Here is a 16,627-nt window from a genome sequence, read left to right on the forward strand (position 1 = left end):
AATTTGCACACTTTAACCTGACCGCTATCGCGACGGCACATTATGACACCACTACAGGCACTTCAAAAATATTTCGGTTACAGCAAATTCCGGCATACTCAGGAAGCCATTATCCAGCACATACTTGATAAGCAGGACGTAATGGTACTGATGCCCACCGGCGGCGGCAAATCGCTTTGCTACCAGCTGCCCGCAGTGCTGCTGGATGGATTAACCATCGTAATCTCACCGTTGATCGCGCTGATGAAAGACCAGGTAGACAGCCTTAACCTAAACGGCATCCCGGCTGCCTTTTTAAACTCGAGCCAAAACCCGGATGAGCAAAAAGATATTGCCCTCCAACTGAAGAATAATCAGCTGCGCTTGCTATACATTGCCCCCGAGCGCCTTTTCGGTAAGGACGACCGGTTAATGACCTTTTTACGTGCTTTGAAAATTGTGCAGATAGCTATTGACGAGGCGCATTGCATCTCGCAATGGGGGCATGATTTCCGACCCGAATATCTGATGCTTGCCGGGCTTAAAAACCAATTTCCAAATGTGCCGGTAATTGCGCTTACCGCTACTGCCGATAAATTGACACAAAAGGATATTTTAGAAAAACTTAACCTGCACCAACCTGCGGTATTTATATCATCTTTTAACCGCGAAAATATTGCTTACCGGGTGCAGCCCAAAAAGAAAAGCTTCGACCAGTTGCTTACCTTCCTGAGGGAGCGTAAAGATGATTCGGGCATTATTTACTGCCTGTCGCGCAAATCAACAGAAGCCCTGGCCGGGGACCTGAAAGCCGAGGGCTATGCGGCCGAGGCCTATCACGCCGGACTAACCAGTGATGTAAAAGCCCGTAATCAGGAAGCCTTTTTGAAAGATCATGTGAAGATAATGGTAGCCACCATTGCCTTTGGTATGGGAATCAATAAATCGAATGTACGGTACGTAGTTCACATCGACCTGCCAAAGAATATTGAAGGTTACTACCAGGAAACGGGCCGGGCCGGGCGCGATGGCTTACCCAGCGATGCGCTTCTATTGTACTCGCCCGGTGATGCCATTAAGCTTAAAAGCTTTGCTATGGTTGAAAACAATGCCGAACAAAGTGCCATAATGCTTAAAAAACTGGATGATATGGTAAATTATTGCCAACTGCACGCCTGCCGGCGCCAGTATTTGATGCAATATTTTGATGAACCGTTCCCGGATAACTGCGGATCTTGCGATTTTTGTCTGAGTGAGTTTACTAAGTTCGACGGTACACTTATCGCCCAGAAGGTGCTGTCTGCAGTAGCACGCTTAAAGGAACGGTTTGGGGCAAACTACATTATCGACTTTTTACGCGGATCGCGCAGTGGAAAAATTTGGGCAGATCATAAGCAGCTTAAAACATATGGCGCCGGGGCAGACATCAGCAAGGCCGACTGGCAGCGCTACCTGCGTGAATTACTTGCAATGGGCTATTTAAAGATAAGCGAAGACGGCTACTCGGCACTGCAGCTAACATCTACAAGCGATAGTGTCTTAAAAGGTGACGCCAGGATTGAACTAATAGCATCACAAATTATTGAGGATGCACAGGCAACAGAGCTCGCTTACGATGCCGGTTTAATGGCCTTGTTGCGCAAACAACTTCATGAAATTGCGGCTACCGAAAATCTGCCGGCTTACATTATATTATCAGAGGCCACTTTACTGGAAATTGCCACGTACCTGCCGCAAAAAATGGAAGAACTGCGGCTGATATCCGGCTTTGGCGATGTTAAGCTGGCACGATACGGCCGCGAATTTCTGGCAACCATTAATAATTACAGCGAGCAGTATGGCCTCACGTCAAAAATTGAGCAAAAGGCAAAAAAAAGTGTTAGAAAAAATAAGCGCCCGGCAAGGGTTTCAGATACTTTTAACGCTACTTACACCCTTTATAAAGAAGGTAAGACCGTTGCCCAAATAGCGCAGGAACGTGGCCTGTCGCCAACCACCATTGAGGGACACCTGAGCACCTTTGTTGAAAATGGGACACTGGACGTATCTGCATTTGTTACCGAAGATAAAATACCAGCGATAAAAGATGCTGTTGAAAGCTATGGCACCGAACGCCTGGCACCGCTCAAAGAAATTTTGGGAGAAAATTACAGCTATGCAGAGATCAAAGCGGTAATAGCCTGGTTAAATTATCAACAGAAGCAGAAAATTAACGTACAACATTAAAAGCTATTATATTTAAGCGTTTAAAGCCATACATCACCATGATTACTATTGAGCAACTTTATCAGCTGTATGTTCAACATCCTATCATCAGTACCGATACCCGTAAAATTGCTTCGGGAAGCATTTTCTTTGCGTTAAAAGGTGATAAGTTCGATGCTAACACATTTGCAGCACAAGCGGTCGAAGCCGGTGCAGCTTACGCTGTTGTAGATAACCCGGATGTTGCTACAGGTGATAGGTTTGTTTTGGTAGATGACGTTTTGACATCTCTGCAACACCTGGCAGCATACCATCGCCGGCAGTTGCAGATCCCCGTGATTGGCCTTACCGGCACCAATGGTAAAACCACCACCAAAGAATTGATCAACGCTGTGCTATCGCAAAAGTTCAATACGCTGGCTACACAGGGCAACCTTAACAATCATATCGGCGTACCTTTAACAATATTGGCTATTAGGGCACAACATCAAATGGCGGTAATAGAAATGGGTGCCAACCATCAAAAAGAAATTGAGTTTTTGTGCACTATTGCGCAACCATCGCACGGCCTTATTACTAACGTTGGCAAAGCACATTTAGAAGGGTTTGGTGGTGTAGAAGGTGTAAAAAAAGGAAAAGGCGAACTGTACGATTACCTCAAAAAAACTGGCAATACCGCATTTATAAACAGCGACGACCAGGTGCTTTTAAAAATGCAGACTGAACGCGACCTGGAAAATGTGATTTTCTACGGTAAAAATATCAATCCCGACTTATTGGTCAATGGAAAACTGCTGGAGAATTCGCCGTTCCTTACCTTAAAATGGTGTGATAAAGAAAGCTCCTGCTACAACGTGAAAACCAATTTAACAGGCGCTTACAACCTGGATAATATATTGGCAGCCATTTGCATCGGCACAAATTTCGGCCTCACTACTGACGAGATCAATAACGGCATTGAGGGGTATCAACCCAAAAACAACCGTTCACAAATTCAAAAAACCGTAACTAACACCTTGATATGCGATTTTTACAACGCCAACCCCAGCAGCATGTTTGTAGCTATTGAAAATATGGACAAGCTCACCGCCAACCGTAAAGTAATGATCCTGGGTGATATGTTTGAGATGGGTACCGAGGCCGCTATTGAGCATACCGCCGTGATCCGTAAGGCGCTGGAAGCTAACGTTGACGAATGCATTTTTATAGGTAAAGAATTTAGCAGCCAGCAAACCGAAGTGCAAAATACGGCGCTGATTAATACCACTTTTTATTTATCCGCAGAAGATGCGATAACGGGTCTGAAAATTAACCCAATCAAGAACGCTACAGTGCTCATAAAAGGGTCGCGCGGGATGTTGCTGGAGCGATTGATGGAGCTATTTTAAGTCGATCAGGCATTGTCGATGACATGCCATGTGTCCGTATAAATAGTTGTGGCCTGGCATGGTATTAGAATGTCAGTTCGTCAATCGAAAACTGCCATTAGTAAGATGGAATACTTTTTGAATATGGTGTTATAAAACTATTGAAATGATGCACCTATTATTTATATCATATAACTCAGCCTGGATACTGATGATTGCTATTGCGCTCATTAATTTTGTGGTGCAATGGCGTTTTAAAAACAAGTTCAAGCATTACTCAGAAATGCCGCTGCTTTCGGGCTTATCCGGTAAGGATGTGGCCGAGCGTATGCTGCGCGACAATGGCATTTACGATGTTAAGGTTATTTCTGTTGAGGGCCAGCTTACAGACCATTACAACCCCGAAGATAAAACTGTTAATTTAAGCCCCGATGTATATCACAGCCGCAGTGTAGCTGCTGCTGCAGTAGCCGCCCACGAGTGCGGCCATGCCGTACAGCACGCGAAAGCTTATAGCTGGCTCACGTTGCGTTCAACATTAGTGCCTGTAGTAAATGTAGCATCTACCCTTACCCAGTGGACACTGATGGTAGGCATTATGCTGCTGTTTTTTACGCATAACCCTTTTGTGCTGGCCATTGGCGTTGGCGCCCTGGCGTTGGTAACCCTTTTTAGCTTTATTACACTGCCGGTAGAATTTGATGCAAGCAACCGCGCCCTGGCCTGGTTAAATAATAACTACGCTATCATGCAAACCCATGAAGAACATGAACAGGCTAAAGATGCCCTATGGTGGGCAGCAATGACGTATGTTGTTGCCGCCTTAAGCGCGCTTGCAACATTGGTTTACTATGCCTCATTCCTATTTAACCGCAGAAACTAATATTCGAAGAAACTATTTAAAGATCGCTATTTAACCGATAGCGATCTTTTTTTATATGCATTGTAGCACAAAGGATGACGTGTCGTCGTGTGGCCGTCAACGACGAAATGGTTGTAACGGATTCACTTATCGAAAAACATAAGGGAGGCTATAATCGGATGTAGCAAAGGGTCATACAACCTATCGCTATACGATTTGTGTTTCGTTAAGATTCATTGCACTTAACTTTCATTTAAAATTAATTTAAACAACAATAAACAAAGTATTATTTGCAGTGTTATCTAAACACCAATTATTTACTAATACTTTTTGTTATGATCACTTATGTATTCATTGCTGCGGTAGTGTTGTTTGTAATCAGCTTTGTTATAATGCTGTTTCAAAAAGACCCGATTGATCTTTAACAGCAAAAAATTGTTGTTAGGCCCCTTTTGCAGTAGCTTGTCATGTTTAGGGCCATTGGACACTAACAGTAGTTTTAACGTTACTTTTGGTCATAACCTTTTATAAAGCCTCCAACCCAATTCAGGCATAACCGGCGTTCTGGCTATAGATACCATCTATGATTTAACACCCGGGCAGGGAAAGCGTTTGATGTGGGATTACTCATTGCCATTTTTGCGAATCAACATTACTTTAGTATAAAATTAACCTGTTATACTTATGCAAGGTAAACCCGTATTTGCACCGATGCTGGCTATACCTCATGGCACAACCAGTATCGATTTTTATTTAAATGCTTTTGGAGCTATAGAACTGCGACGTTTTAGTAATGATAACGGCACCATTCACGTATCCGAACTTTCGATATCCGGTACTCTTTTTCACCTGCATGAAGATATGGAGCGGGTTAACGTGCTTAGTCCGGCAACGGTTAAAGCAACTACCATAAGCATCGGCCTTTTTGTTGAAAACGTACAGGCTGTAGTTGATGCTGCTGTAGCTGCCGGCGCAACTATTTTAACACCAGTTAAGGATTACGATTACGGCTACCGCCAGGCCGAGATCAGGGATCCGTTTGGCCATTGCTGGCAAATACAAAAGGCTATTTAAAATAGCTGTAAATTGGTAATCCGCACATCTGTGCATTATAATTATCTTTGCGCCATGCGTTTCGACATCATTTCTGTTTTGCCCGGTCTGCTGGAAAGCCCTTTTGCCCACTCTATTTTATTGCGCGCGCAAAAAAAAGGCATTTCAGAAATAGTGGTGCACAACCTGCGCGATTATGCAACCGGTAAACAGAAAAGCGTTGATGATTATCCTTACGGAGGCGGCAGCGGCATGGTGATGGGCATACCCCCTTTTGCTGCATGTATCGATAAATTAAAAAGTGAACGCGACTACGACGAGATCATTTTCATGACGCCCGATGGCGAAACTTTGGATCAGAAGATTGCCAATCAGCTGTCTATTAAAGGGAATATCATTATCCTGTGCGGCCATTACAAAGGGATCGATCAGCGTATCCGTGACATTTATGTAACGCGTGAGATTTCTATCGGCGATTATGTACTATCCGGTGGTGAGTTGCCTGCTGCCGTATTAGTCGATACCGTTGTAAGGCTGATACCGGGTGTTCTGTCCGACGAGACATCCGCCCTTTCAGATTCTTTCCAGAACGATATGCTGGATGCGCCGGTTTATACTCGACCTGCCGACTGGAATGGTCATAAAGTACCGGATATTTTACTGAGCGGTAATACACCCGCAGTTGAAAAGTGGCGTTTTGAGCAAGCAATGGAACGAACCAAAGCCCGCAGGCCCGATCTGTTGGACTAATAGCCGTTAAACTTTTTATACTAAGTGGCAGATGTTTTTCGCCGGCGCTAATCAAGCTCATAATCAACTTGATCGGTGGCAAAGCCGCCCTAACTTGTGAACAAACCATAAAATGTGGAAATTTTTCACATAGTCTTTTTTATTTCAAATAAAGTCCGTATAATTGCACTCCGATTTTTACGGGTTAAAAATCGCTTTAAGAGCTAAAAATCATGGATTTAGTAAAATTTGTAGAAGAGCAATCAGTAGTTAAAAATCAATTCCCGTCATTTAAGGCCGGTGATACTGTTAGCGTATATTATAAAATCAGAGAAGGTAACAAAGAACGTATCCAGCTTTACCAGGGTGTTGTTTTACAACGCAACAGTGTAGGTAACAGCGAAACCTTTACCGTACGTAAAGTATCAAACGGTATTGGTGTTGAGCGTATCTTCCCTTACAATTCTCCAAACATTGATAAAATTGAAGTAAACAGTGTAGGTAAAGTTCGCCGCGCTAAATTATTTTACCTGCGTGCCCTTACCGGTAAAGCAGCCCGAATCAAATCAAAAAGAGTTTAATTTACATTTTTGTATATTGAAGCCTTTCTGCAATGCAGAAAGGCTTTTTTCGTTTAAGCTGTTTTACAGATGAGATATTTAGTACTTAGCCTATTCTTATTTGCGTTTACCGGCATTTTTGCACAAAAACCTAATCTTACAGGTAAGTGGCTGGGCGAATTGCCACAGGCCGATAAAAGCATTCACTTTAGGATAGAACTTGATTTAAAGCAAGTGGGTAATAAAATTACCGGCAGCTCCAGCTTTCGTACGCTGGATAATCACGCGGTAAGTTTTTTAGTTGAAGGCAGCGTTAACGGCATTGATGTTGTTTTAAACGAATACAAAACCCTTAACTGCGATTGCAACAATCAGTACATCTTTTGCATGAAACGCATGAGGGGCAAATTCATGATCGATTCAGCAAACTCCCTTTACGCGATCAGCGGAATCTGGACCAGCGACTCTTCTTACAACGGCACATCGTACACTAAAAGCGATTGTGCACCGGGAACCTTCGCTATTGCCCGATCGGTACAATTGCGCCCGTTAGACGGCGCTTATAAAAAAACGGATATGGCAAATGCCCGTCTAAGCCCTTACGCCAACCTGCGCGAGGGCGATGTCACGTTTTCCAAACGCGTTTGGCGCGATATTGACGTACGCGAAAAAGCCAACCGCTTTATGGCATCGCCCAAACAGCGCCTGATAGATGTACTGATGGCAGCCATTAAGGATGGCGAAGTAACCGCCTATGATCCCACCCCTGGCAAAACCGACCCTGGCGGCGATGCGTTTACCAAACGCTTAACACCGGCCCAGGCGCGTAGTAAAATGGCAGACAGCAGCTTGGTTGACCATTTTGACAAAGACGGTAATAAAATCGGCTCGGAGTTGCGCGCAGGTGAATTTAACCCGGATAGTGTTGTTAAGTTTCGGATAAAGGAGGATTGGGTATATGATAAGCAACGCTCGGTATTCGAGCCACAGATAGTTGGCTTGGCGCCGCTAATAAAACCCAAGGCAGCCAATATGAATTTAAATTATCAGCCTGCCTTTTGGGTTTACTTTCCGCAGGCAAGGCGGGTATTTGCAAACAAAGAGGTAATTAACCGCAATAATGATGCAACCAGCTTAAGTTACGACGACATTTTTATGAAGCGCTTATTTACCAGTTATGTTATAAAAGAGTCGAACGACAAAGATGAGCGTATCAACGATTTTGCACAGGGACTGGATAAACTACGCGAATCTGATAAAGTGCAGAAAGCGCTTGCCGGTTGGGAGCACGAGCTGTGGAAATATAACAATTAACACTAAGCCGGGCATTACACCTGGCTGATTCATTATTCGTCTTTTTTCTTTTTTATTATCGGGGCCGATGGTTTTTTGGCGCTGGTTTCGGTTTGGGCGTTTTTGCCAAAAGCGGCGGCAAGTCGTCTGCCGGGTTAATGGTATCGCTTATCGGCTCCTTGTGCTCAATTACTAAGGTAGGGTCGCCATGTAGGTCTGTTAATTGGCGGGCTGCCTTTTCCTTCTCTTCGATTTCCGCCAATTGCTCTTCTTCTTCCACAAATGTGCCAACGCTTGGCAGCTCGGCCAACACGGTGCGGCCGCCTTTTACCACCTGGTTAAGCTCCACGTTTATTTTAGTACCTAACGGCAGGAAGATATCTACCCGCGACCCAAATTTAATAAAGCCAAACTGCTGGCCCTGCTCTACCACATCACCCTCTTTAACATACCATACAATACGGCGTGCCAATGCACCTGCAATCTGTCGGAAAAGCACCATCGTACCTTCGCTGTTTTGAGTCACTACGGTTGTACGCTCGTTTTCTGTTGATGATTTGGGGTGCCATGCAACCAGGTATTTACCCGGGTGATATTTGAAATATTTGACTACCCCGCTGATAGGGTTGCGGTTCACGTGTACATTAACCGGAGACATAAATACCGATAGCTGGATGCGCCTGTCCTTTAAAAACTCCGGCTCATCTGCTTCTTCAATTACCACAACTTTACCGTCTGCAGGGCAAAGCACCTGTGTTTCGTTAGTGTTGATATGCAGTATTGGGCTACGGAAAAACTGCAGTACGATCACAAATAACAAAAACGAAAAGATATATAGGATCCATTTTATAGTATGCGCATCCGGAAAGTAAAACTGCACCAATGCGTTCACTACAAAAATAAACAGCACGGTAATAGCGATGGAGGTGTATCCTTCTTTGTGGATAGTCATATCGGTTAATAATTTTTTACAAAACTAAGCATTTACAACGAAGTATAGATAGGTATAAACTATGGGGGCAGCCATCAAAAATCCGTCGAAACGGTCAAGCAACCCGCCATGGCCGGGCAGTATACCGCCCGAATCTTTAATATTGATACTCCGTTTAAACATTGATTCTACCAAATCGCCCAGTGTACCGAAGCAGCCGATAAGTATGGCTACAGATACCCATTGGTTCCAGGCCAGCTCTTTAAAGTAGATACTGCAAATAAAACCCACACCTGCGCTTATGGCAACGCCGCCAATAAATCCTTCCCACGTTTTTTTCGGGGAATGGCGTTCAAATAACTTGGTACGGCCAATGGCACGACCAACCAGGTATGCCCCGGTATCGTTAGCCCATAACATGAGCAAAAATGCCAGCGGAAAATGATAGTTAAATTCTCCCTTTACAAAAGCCAGCGCGTGAAAGAACGTGAAAGGTACGATCACAAAAACCAACCCGGCAAAAGTGTAGGCAATGTTAGTGAACGGGGCTACCTCTATCTTGAAAAGTTCCTGTAAGAAAACGGCGCTGATAGTAAGTGTAAGCAGCAATAAAATACTGTGGTACACCGGCTGATCATGATAAGTTATGAGCGCGAAAATGGAATAAATAAATACGGCATTGGCAAAGCCAGATACGCGGTTAGGCTGGATGCCGCTTTTTATATTAAGGCCATAAAACTCGTGCAAACAAAGCAACGATAGCACCAGGTAAAACCCGCCAAAAACATAGTGCCCCAGCAGTACTGAAGCTAACATTACGATGATAAAAAAAAAGCCGGTTATGGCGCGTGTCTTCATATACTAATTTGATTCAATATCATAATTTCGATGGCCTGACTAAAATCTTCCTGGTGAATGTAAACCTCAATATCTCCAAAAGCCTGGTGTGATGATGATTGCTTGTTTAGCATAACGGCATCGATATGGTTACCGGTAAGCATTTGCTTAACAATTTCTGATTGATAATAATTGGTTGAGGTGAAAATTTTAACCCAGTTCTTCTCCATTTACTTCAGTTGCCGATGCGATCTTTTTATAAACCATCAGCAAAATTATGATAATTATAAAGCTAAAGATATAGCCTGCGTAATTAAATACATGCTGATCATCCGGGCTAATCGTGATCTTTTTTTGCTGATACAAATAGGTAGCAACTACTGCTGTACCATTATTAACAAAATGCCCCCAAATAGCCGGCCAGATACTGCCGCTCCAGGCAACAAAGTAGCCGAACATAGCACCTAACAGCATCCTCGGCAAAAAGCCGTAAAACTCCATGTGGAAAGCGCTGAACAATGCAGCTGTGATCCAGATAGCGGCGTGGGTGTTTTTCGTCCACCGTTGCATGATGGTTTGCAGTGCCCCACGGAACATAAATTCTTCGGCAATAGCGGTGAGCAGGCCTATCAGTATTACATTTTTAATGCAGTCTGCCACGCTATCCATTTTCAGGATAGCCATAGTTATTCTCCTGGCAGCCTCCTCGCTATCTTTCATCCAGCGCTCCAGGCCTTTTAAAAACTCAGGCAGCACCATTTTTTGATTAATGTTGCCGGAAAGCTCAATCAGTGGAGACGAGATCATCGTTATAAAAAAAGCAACAATGATAAGCATCCACGGAAACTTAATTGTTGGCTTCAAATACCCTTGCGAATCTTTAACAACTACCCCGGCAAAAAAAATGGGGGCCAAAAATATGGGTATAGTAGTACTAATCAGTTGTAAAATATACAAGGCACCGGTAAGGCCGGGTGCGGCAAAATCAAGCGCCATGATGGCTTTGATAACACCGACACCATATATGCCTGCAATAACCCCCAACCCAATCAGGTTAAAAACAATGATGGTGACCACTGTAACCACTATAAAAAGCAGAAACTGTAACGCCGGAGTCATTTGATTTACAGGCCTTTTTACCATGTAGCTTAAATTTCGTAAATTTGCACGAATATAGCCCATGTCTGTACAAATAGGAAATATTGATTTAGGAGAGTTCCCGCTGCTGCTGGCACCGATGGAAGATGTGAGTGATCCGCCGTTCCGTTACGTGTGTAAGCAAAACGGTGCGGATATGATGTACACAGAATTTATATCATCAGAAGGCTTGATACGCGATGCTGCCAAAAGCCGCCAAAAGCTGGACATATTTGAGTACGAGAGGCCCATTGGTATCCAGATCTTCGGCAGTGATATCGATCACATGCGCCAGGCAACAGAGATAGCCACTTTGGCCAACCCCGACCTGATGGATATTAATTACGGCTGCCCTGTAAAGCAGGTGGCTTGCCGTGGAGCAGGCGCAAGCCTATTACAGGATATAGACCGAATGGTAGCTATGACCAAAGCTGTGGTTAATGCTACGCATTTGCCGGTTACCGTTAAAACCCGCCTTGGCTGGGACGATAATACTAAAAATGTTTATGAAGTTGCCGAACGGCTGCAGGATGTTGGCATTAAAGCCTTAACCATACATGGCCGCACCCGTGCGCAAATGTATAAAGGCGTTGCCGACTGGACGCTGATCAGTCAGATAAAAAAGAACCCGCGCATCCAGATACCGATATTTGGTAATGGTGATATCGATTCGCCGGAGAAAGCGGCCAACTGGCGCATGGAATATGGCGTGGATGGAATGATGATAGGCCGTGCCGCTATAGGTTACCCATGGATCTTTCGCGAGGTAAAACACTTTTTCAAAACCGGTGAGCAACTGGAAAAGCCAACAATAAGCGAACGTATAGCTGTTTGTAAAACACATCTCGAGAAATCGATGGAATGGAAGGGGCCACGTACCGGTATTTTTGAAATGCGCCGCCATTACAGCAATTACTTCAAAGGGGTTGAAAACTTTAAAGAGCACCGCATGCAACTGGTTACCGCCGGCACTTATGAGGATATAATGGAAATTCTGGACGGCGTTGAAAAAAAATATAGCCTGGAAATGGCTTAATACTTAATTGTTACGTATATATTTGATACAAGGAAAAAAACAATGGCAACTACTATAACTGAAGGTGTTAAGGTTTCAGTTGAAACAATTTACCAGCCCGAATACTCGAATCCTGCAAATGATCATTTCATGTTTGCCTACCGTGTGAACATCGAGAACATGGGCAACTATGCGGTGCGTTTGATCAGCAGGCATTGGTACATCTTTGACTCTAACGGCGCCAAACGTGAGGTAGAGGGCGAAGGGGTAGTTGGCCAGCAACCTGTTATTGAACCCGGCACATCTCATGAATACGTATCAGGGTGCAATTTAAAGACAGATATGGGCAGCATGAAGGGCGAGTACCAAATGGAGCGCTTGTTAGATAACGCTGTTTTTAACGTCCAAATTCCGGAGTTTTACCTGATTGCGCCTTACCGTTATAATTAGACACTAGTAAACAAAAAGACCGGTGCTGACACCGGTCTTAGGAACATTCTAATCTTCCAAATAAACATCAAGCAAGCCATCCGGCAGGGCGATGTACAATTCACTCCCTTCAACATCAATACCTTTAATGATCTCTACATTTAAGGGAAACAGCACCTCTTTATTTTTATAGCTCAGTGTAGCTATCAACTGCTGCGGATACTCAACTACGTCAAGTATTTCACCTAATTCGCCATGCGTTTCATCTACAGCAACAAAACCTTTTACATCTTTAAGAGTAAACTCTTCCTTTTTCTTTTTAGGTTTTAATTTATTGCTCAGGTAAAGGTCTTTTTTTACCAGCATGGTTGCTTTCTCAATAGTATCTACATCCTCCAGGTTTAGGTAAGCCTGGCTTTTCTGCAAATATTTAACAGACGATACAAAGTACGGGATCATTTTACCTGCCATATCAATAAACAACGACGAAAATTTGATTTTTTCAATATCGTCAAAGTCTACATAGATCTGCATTTCACCTTTCAACCCTTTGGTTTTAAGTATACTCCCTATCCGGAAACAATCTTCAGTTTTCATTATCGATGCATTTAAATAACAATGGCGAAAGACTGCTCGTCTTTCGCCATTTCAGATTAAAGGGTTAAGAGCGTAACTCTTGCGCCTATCCTCTTTGTAAAATTATTCTGCGCTTTCTGCTTCAGTTTCAGTAGCAGTGTCTTCAGCAGGTGCTTCAGTTTCTTCTACCTCTTCTGCAACCGGTGCGTTTTTAGCGGCAATTATAGCAGCTTTATCTTCTTTCTTTTTCGCTTCTGCAATTAAAGCCAATTTTTTAGCTTCGTCTTTAGCAGCGTTTAAGTTTGATTTTTTACCGGTTATCTTGCTATCTTTCTGATCTAACCACTCCGCAAACTTAGTATCTGCCTGTTCGGTAGTTAAAGCGCCTTTTTTAACACCACCTTGTAAGTGTTTTTTGTATAAAACACCTTTGTAAGACAATATTGCACGGCAAGTATCTGTCGGCTGTGCGCCATTGTTAACCCAGTCAAGAGTTTTATCAAAATTGATGTCAATTGTAGCCGGATTGGTGTTAGGGTTGTATGAACCTATACGCTCAATAAAACGACCGTCTCTTGGAGCACGGGCATCTGCTACTACGATATAATAAAAGGGTTTACCTTTTTTACCGTGTCTTTGCAGTCTGATTTTAGTTGCCATTTTTTCTTTTTTATGTATTCAACATGTCCCCGGAGTTCTTTCTGCGGGGCTGCAAAGATATAAATAATAATTAAAAGATAAAATGCTTGTAATTAAATAGGTATCTTCTTTTAATAAAAAAACAACTTAATGAGATTAAATACAAAAGCCGCTTTGTAAGCTGCTTTTGTATTTATCTGTTGGCCGTTAGATCGCCAGTATCTCTACTATCTTTAAAAAATTTGGGTTTATATCAACCGTATGCTTGCACGCATGCTCAAACGGGGTGTAGGATATCTCATTGTGGATAATCCCGATCATTTCATTACGGTGGCCGTCCCTTAACGCCTCAACGGCTGCTACACCTACCCGGCTAGCCAGTACCCTGTCCATACAAGACGGGCGCCCACCTCGCTGGATATGGCCAAGAATAGATACGCGGGTATCGTAATGCGGAAAACGCTCTTTTACGTGGCGCCCAATTTCAAAGGCACCTCCCGCATCATCACCTTCAGCCACAATTACAATTTTCGACAGCTTATCCTTACGGCTGTGCTCCAGGCGCTCGCAAAGGTTATTGATATCGGTTTTAGTTTCGGGGATGATAATGGCTTCGGCGCCTGATGCTATACCAGTACGTAAGGCAATTAAACCCGAATCGCGGCCCATCACCTCAACTATAAATACCCTGTCATGCGATTCGGCAGTATCGCGAATCTTGTCAACTGCGTCAATAACGGTATTAATGGCAGTATCGTAACCTATAGTAAAATCGGTGCCTACCAAATCGTTATCTATCGTACCGGGCAAACCAACGATTGGGAAATCAAACTCTTGCCCAAAAATGCGTGCGCCAGTAAAAGTACCGTCGCCACCAATGGCAACCAGGGCATCTACACCGTGTTTTTGCAGTTGCTCACATGCCAGTTTACGGCCTTCAGTAGTTTTGAACTGCTCGCTGCGGGCTGTTTTTAAAATAGTACCTCCACGCTGAATAATGTTTGATACCGATTTGCGGTCCATCGAAAACAATTCGCCGTTAATCATACCCTCATAACCACGGCGTATGCCGGTTACGTTGATACCGTAATAAGTTGCAGAGCGTACAACTGACCTGATGGCAGCATTCATGCCGGGGGCATCACCACCAGATGTAAAAACTCCTATGTTTTTTATCTGCGTCATTTTAGTAAAGGGCGCTTATGTTAAGTGTAAAAGAGAACTTTTCAAACGGCAGTTAAACTACATCGTTTTCGTAAAGTTCCGCGAATTTACATTAATTTTCAGTCATTGCCTACTTTTATACGCTGCGATACCGCTGTCAAGGTATTTTACAAACTCGCTCACATTAAAGTTTGCACCCTGTGGCGGCACAAGGGCCTCGCCTTTTTCATTTACTATTACATAAAATGGCTGCGCGTTCGAGTCGTATTTTGTGATCTCCATATCAAGCCACTTCCCTCCCAAATCAGTTATTTGCTTACCGGTAACAGCCGATTTATATTTCTCGCCGGCAGGCAACTCTGTCTTGTCGTCTATCACCAACTGCAGCATCACAAATTCATTCTGCAATTTGCTCAATACTTCGGGTACCGGAAAAACGTTCTGTTCCATTTTTCGGCAGTTTACGCAGTTCCAACCTGTAAAGTCGATAAGGATGGGTTTCTTTAGTTCTTTAGCTACCTGCACAGCCTGGTCATAATCATACCAATCCTCCACTCCTTTTACTTTAGGCAAGCGTTTAAACAACTCCTCGTATTTTTTGGATTTTATACTTGAGGTATTGCCGGATGCAGCCGGAGCTAACGCCGCGCCTGAGCCGGCTGAAATATCGAAATCCTGGGTACTTAAAGGCGGCAATAACGCGCTGATAGAATTAAGCGGCGCACCCCACAATCCCGGAATCATATAAAAAGTAAAAGCGAATACAATAATGGCGATGAACGTTCGCGGCACCGACATGTGGGTAACGTCGCTATCGTGCGAAAATTTGATCTTGCCGATAAGGTATAAACCCATTAGCAAACCAATCGCGATCCAGATAGATAATACAACCTCCCGGTCAATAAGGTTCCAGTGGTAAGCCAGATCCACGTTGGATAAGAATTTTAAAGCAAATGCGATCTCGATAAAACCCAATACCACTTTAACGCTGTTTAACCAGCCACCACTTTTTGGCAGCGACTTTAATGCTGACGGGAACATGGCGAACAATGTAAACGGCAGCGCCAGCGCGGTAGAAAAGCCAAGCATACTTACTGCCGGGCCAAGGCGCTCGCCTTTAACGGCGGCATCTAACAATACCGAACTTACTATTGGCCCGGTACAAGAGAACGACACTACAACCAAAGTGGCTGCCATAAAAAATATGCCTACCAGGCCGCCCTTGTCAGAGTTCTCGTCTAACTTATTAGCCAGGGAACTTGGCAGGGTAATTTCAAACGCACCTAAAAACGACACTCCGAATACGATAAGAAGTAAAAAGAAAAAGAAATTGAAAACCCCATTGGTAGCCAAGCCATTGAGTGCAGCAGGGCCAAATATAACGGCCACCAAAATACCTATGAAAACGTAAATAAATATGATAGATAAACCATAGAGCACTGAATTGAAGATCCCTTTGCTGCGGCTGCCGCCTTTTTTAGTAAAAAAGCTTACCGTTAATGGCAGCATGGGGTAGATACATGGCATTAAAAATGCCGCGAACCCACCAAGGAAACCGGCAATGAATACCTGCCATAAAGTTTTAGGGATTTCTTTAGCAGCAACGGTTTCTTTTTTCGCTGTAACCGGATGTGCCTTTGCCGAATCGGCCAGGGCTTTTTTCCGGATGGCAATACTATCTGCCGGGGTGGGGATGTCAGTAAACTCCAGCCCCTTGGTTGATACCGTATCGGCGCTTGTTTGTACTGCACGGGCGGCTTGTGGCGTAAATGCCAGCAAAGATAACAACAGGGCAAAGAACAAGATGCCGTTACCGTACAGGCCGCGGCTTTTAAGTAATGTCATTTATGT

16 protein-coding genes and 1 pseudogene are annotated in these 16,627 nt (G+C 43.8%); 9 read left to right on the plus strand and 8 right to left on the minus strand.

The features are described from left to right. The first annotated feature begins 42 nt into the window (after positions 1-42). The 7 genes from recQ to gldN all read left to right on the plus strand — a co-directional run bounded on the left by recQ (position 43) and on the right by gldN (position 8,069). Entirely contained in the window at positions 43-2,205 is a 2,163-nt protein-coding gene (gene recQ / locus ACE5CV_RS01815; RefSeq protein WP_374948441.1) for a DNA helicase RecQ, read from the plus strand. Positions 2,206-2,243: 38 nt separating this feature from the next. Next, positions 2,244-3,572: a UDP-N-acetylmuramoyl-tripeptide--D-alanyl-D-alanine ligase gene (gene murF / locus ACE5CV_RS01820; protein WP_374948442.1), complete on the plus strand. Its 1,329-nt coding sequence runs from the start codon at positions 2,244-2,246 to the stop codon at positions 3,570-3,572. A 145-nt stretch (positions 3,573-3,717) separates the two neighbouring features. After that, the gene (locus ACE5CV_RS01825; RefSeq protein WP_374948443.1) at positions 3,718-4,434 is read left to right on the plus strand and encodes a zinc metallopeptidase; all 717 of its coding nucleotides are present in this window, start codon (positions 3,718-3,720) and stop codon (positions 4,432-4,434) included. Positions 4,435-5,097: 663 nt separating this feature from the next. Then, positions 5,098-5,487 (plus strand): VOC family protein, encoded by a 390-nt coding sequence (locus ACE5CV_RS01830; RefSeq protein ID WP_374948444.1) that lies wholly within the window; start codon positions 5,098-5,100, stop codon positions 5,485-5,487. A gap of 54 nt (positions 5,488-5,541) precedes the next feature. Further along, on the plus strand, positions 5,542-6,216 hold the full coding sequence (gene trmD, locus ACE5CV_RS01835) for a tRNA (guanosine(37)-N1)-methyltransferase TrmD (RefSeq protein WP_374948445.1): 675 nt from the start codon (positions 5,542-5,544) through the stop codon (positions 6,214-6,216). Between the two features lie 212 nt (positions 6,217-6,428). After that, entirely contained in the window at positions 6,429-6,776 is a 348-nt protein-coding gene (gene rplS, locus ACE5CV_RS01840) for a 50S ribosomal protein L19 (RefSeq protein ID WP_138806118.1), read from the plus strand. A 69-nt stretch (positions 6,777-6,845) separates the two neighbouring features. Continuing rightward, the gene (gene gldN / locus ACE5CV_RS01845) at positions 6,846-8,069 is read left to right on the plus strand and encodes a gliding motility protein GldN (RefSeq protein ID WP_374948446.1); all 1,224 of its coding nucleotides are present in this window, start codon (positions 6,846-6,848) and stop codon (positions 8,067-8,069) included. Positions 8,070-8,346: 277 nt separating this feature from the next. Here the strand turns inward: gldN and ACE5CV_RS01850 are convergent. The 4 genes and pseudogenes from ACE5CV_RS01850 to ACE5CV_RS01865 all read right to left on the minus strand — a co-directional run. Continuing rightward, positions 8,347-9,000 (minus strand): annotated as a pseudogene (locus ACE5CV_RS01850) (phosphatidylserine decarboxylase family protein); the annotation flags it as partial. Positions 9,001-9,024: 24 nt separating this feature from the next. Continuing rightward, positions 9,025-9,837 carry a phosphatidate cytidylyltransferase gene (locus ACE5CV_RS01855; RefSeq protein ID WP_374948447.1) on the minus strand — a complete coding sequence of 271 codons (813 nt, stop codon included), beginning with the start codon at positions 9,835-9,837 and terminating at the stop codon, positions 9,025-9,027. Next, positions 9,834-10,046 carry a putative signal transducing protein gene (locus ACE5CV_RS01860; protein ID WP_374948448.1) on the minus strand — a complete coding sequence of 71 codons (213 nt, stop codon included), beginning with the start codon at positions 10,044-10,046 and terminating at the stop codon, positions 9,834-9,836. The genes ACE5CV_RS01855 and ACE5CV_RS01860 overlap by 4 nt, the downstream gene beginning before the upstream one ends. Next, the gene (locus ACE5CV_RS01865; RefSeq protein ID WP_374948449.1) at positions 10,027-10,959 is read right to left on the minus strand and encodes a lysostaphin resistance A-like protein; all 933 of its coding nucleotides are present in this window, start codon (positions 10,957-10,959) and stop codon (positions 10,027-10,029) included. Before ACE5CV_RS01865 ends, ACE5CV_RS01860 begins: the two co-directional genes overlap by 20 nt. Before the next feature lie 37 nt (positions 10,960-10,996). Between ACE5CV_RS01865 and dusB the strand changes: the two genes are divergently transcribed. Together dusB and apaG are read left to right on the plus strand one after the other, a co-directional pair. Beyond that, the gene (gene dusB, locus ACE5CV_RS01870; RefSeq protein WP_374948450.1) at positions 10,997-11,989 is read left to right on the plus strand and encodes a tRNA dihydrouridine synthase DusB; all 993 of its coding nucleotides are present in this window, start codon (positions 10,997-10,999) and stop codon (positions 11,987-11,989) included. A gap of 42 nt (positions 11,990-12,031) precedes the next feature. Beyond that, positions 12,032-12,418, plus strand: a complete 387-nt coding sequence (gene apaG / locus ACE5CV_RS01875; RefSeq protein ID WP_374948451.1) for a Co2+/Mg2+ efflux protein ApaG — start codon at positions 12,032-12,034, stop codon at positions 12,416-12,418. 48 nt (positions 12,419-12,466) lie between these two features. Here apaG and rimM read toward each other — a convergent pair whose 3' ends face one another. The 4 genes from rimM to ACE5CV_RS01895 all read right to left on the minus strand — a co-directional run bounded on the left by rimM (position 12,467) and on the right by ACE5CV_RS01895 (position 16,621). Further along, positions 12,467-12,994: a ribosome maturation factor RimM gene (gene rimM / locus ACE5CV_RS01880; protein ID WP_374948452.1), complete on the minus strand. Its 528-nt coding sequence runs from the start codon at positions 12,992-12,994 to the stop codon at positions 12,467-12,469. Positions 12,995-13,096: 102 nt separating this feature from the next. Further along, positions 13,097-13,633: a 30S ribosomal protein S16 gene (locus ACE5CV_RS01885; RefSeq protein ID WP_374948453.1), complete on the minus strand. Its 537-nt coding sequence runs from the start codon at positions 13,631-13,633 to the stop codon at positions 13,097-13,099. A gap of 186 nt (positions 13,634-13,819) precedes the next feature. Then, a complete protein-coding gene (pfkA, locus tag ACE5CV_RS01890) occupies positions 13,820-14,797 on the minus strand; it encodes a 6-phosphofructokinase (RefSeq protein ID WP_374948454.1) in 978 nt (325 codons plus the stop codon). A gap of 102 nt (positions 14,798-14,899) precedes the next feature. Further along, positions 14,900-16,621 carry a protein-disulfide reductase DsbD family protein gene (locus ACE5CV_RS01895; protein ID WP_374948455.1) on the minus strand — a complete coding sequence of 574 codons (1,722 nt, stop codon included), beginning with the start codon at positions 16,619-16,621 and terminating at the stop codon, positions 14,900-14,902. Positions 16,622-16,627 lie beyond the last annotated feature (6 nt).

It is taken from the genome of Mucilaginibacter sp., from assembly GCF_964263795.1.
Taxonomy (GTDB): Bacteria; Bacteroidota; Bacteroidia; order Sphingobacteriales; family Sphingobacteriaceae; genus Mucilaginibacter.

Coding starts and splice junctions, on each gene's coding strand:
- ACE5CV_RS01860 (WP_374948448.1), bottom strand. CDS start 10,046: ATGGAGAAGAACTGGGTTAAAATTTTCACCTCAACCAATTATTATCAA.
- dusB (WP_374948450.1), top strand. CDS start 10,997: ATGTCTGTACAAATAGGAAATATTGATTTAGGAGAGTTCCCGCTGCTG.
- ACE5CV_RS01865 (WP_374948449.1), bottom strand. CDS start 10,959: ATGGTAAAAAGGCCTGTAAATCAAATGACTCCGGCGTTACAGTTTCTG.
- ACE5CV_RS01830 (WP_374948444.1), top strand. CDS start 5,098: ATGCAAGGTAAACCCGTATTTGCACCGATGCTGGCTATACCTCATGGC.
- pfkA (WP_374948454.1), bottom strand. CDS start 14,797: ATGACGCAGATAAAAAACATAGGAGTTTTTACATCTGGTGGTGATGCC.
- rplS (WP_138806118.1), top strand. CDS start 6,429: ATGGATTTAGTAAAATTTGTAGAAGAGCAATCAGTAGTTAAAAATCAA.
- ACE5CV_RS01885 (WP_374948453.1), bottom strand. CDS start 13,633: ATGGCAACTAAAATCAGACTGCAAAGACACGGTAAAAAAGGTAAACCC.
- gldN (WP_374948446.1), top strand. CDS start 6,846: ATGAGATATTTAGTACTTAGCCTATTCTTATTTGCGTTTACCGGCATT.
- rimM (WP_374948452.1), bottom strand. CDS start 12,994: ATGAAAACTGAAGATTGTTTCCGGATAGGGAGTATACTTAAAACCAAA.
- trmD (WP_374948445.1), top strand. CDS start 5,542: ATGCGTTTCGACATCATTTCTGTTTTGCCCGGTCTGCTGGAAAGCCCT.
- murF (WP_374948442.1), top strand. CDS start 2,244: ATGATTACTATTGAGCAACTTTATCAGCTGTATGTTCAACATCCTATC.
- ACE5CV_RS01895 (WP_374948455.1), bottom strand. CDS start 16,621: ATGACATTACTTAAAAGCCGCGGCCTGTACGGTAACGGCATCTTGTTC.
- ACE5CV_RS01825 (WP_374948443.1), top strand. CDS start 3,718: ATGATGCACCTATTATTTATATCATATAACTCAGCCTGGATACTGATG.
- ACE5CV_RS01855 (WP_374948447.1), bottom strand. CDS start 9,837: ATGAAGACACGCGCCATAACCGGCTTTTTTTTTATCATCGTAATGTTA.
- recQ (WP_374948441.1), top strand. CDS start 43: ATGACACCACTACAGGCACTTCAAAAATATTTCGGTTACAGCAAATTC.
- apaG (WP_374948451.1), top strand. CDS start 12,032: ATGGCAACTACTATAACTGAAGGTGTTAAGGTTTCAGTTGAAACAATT.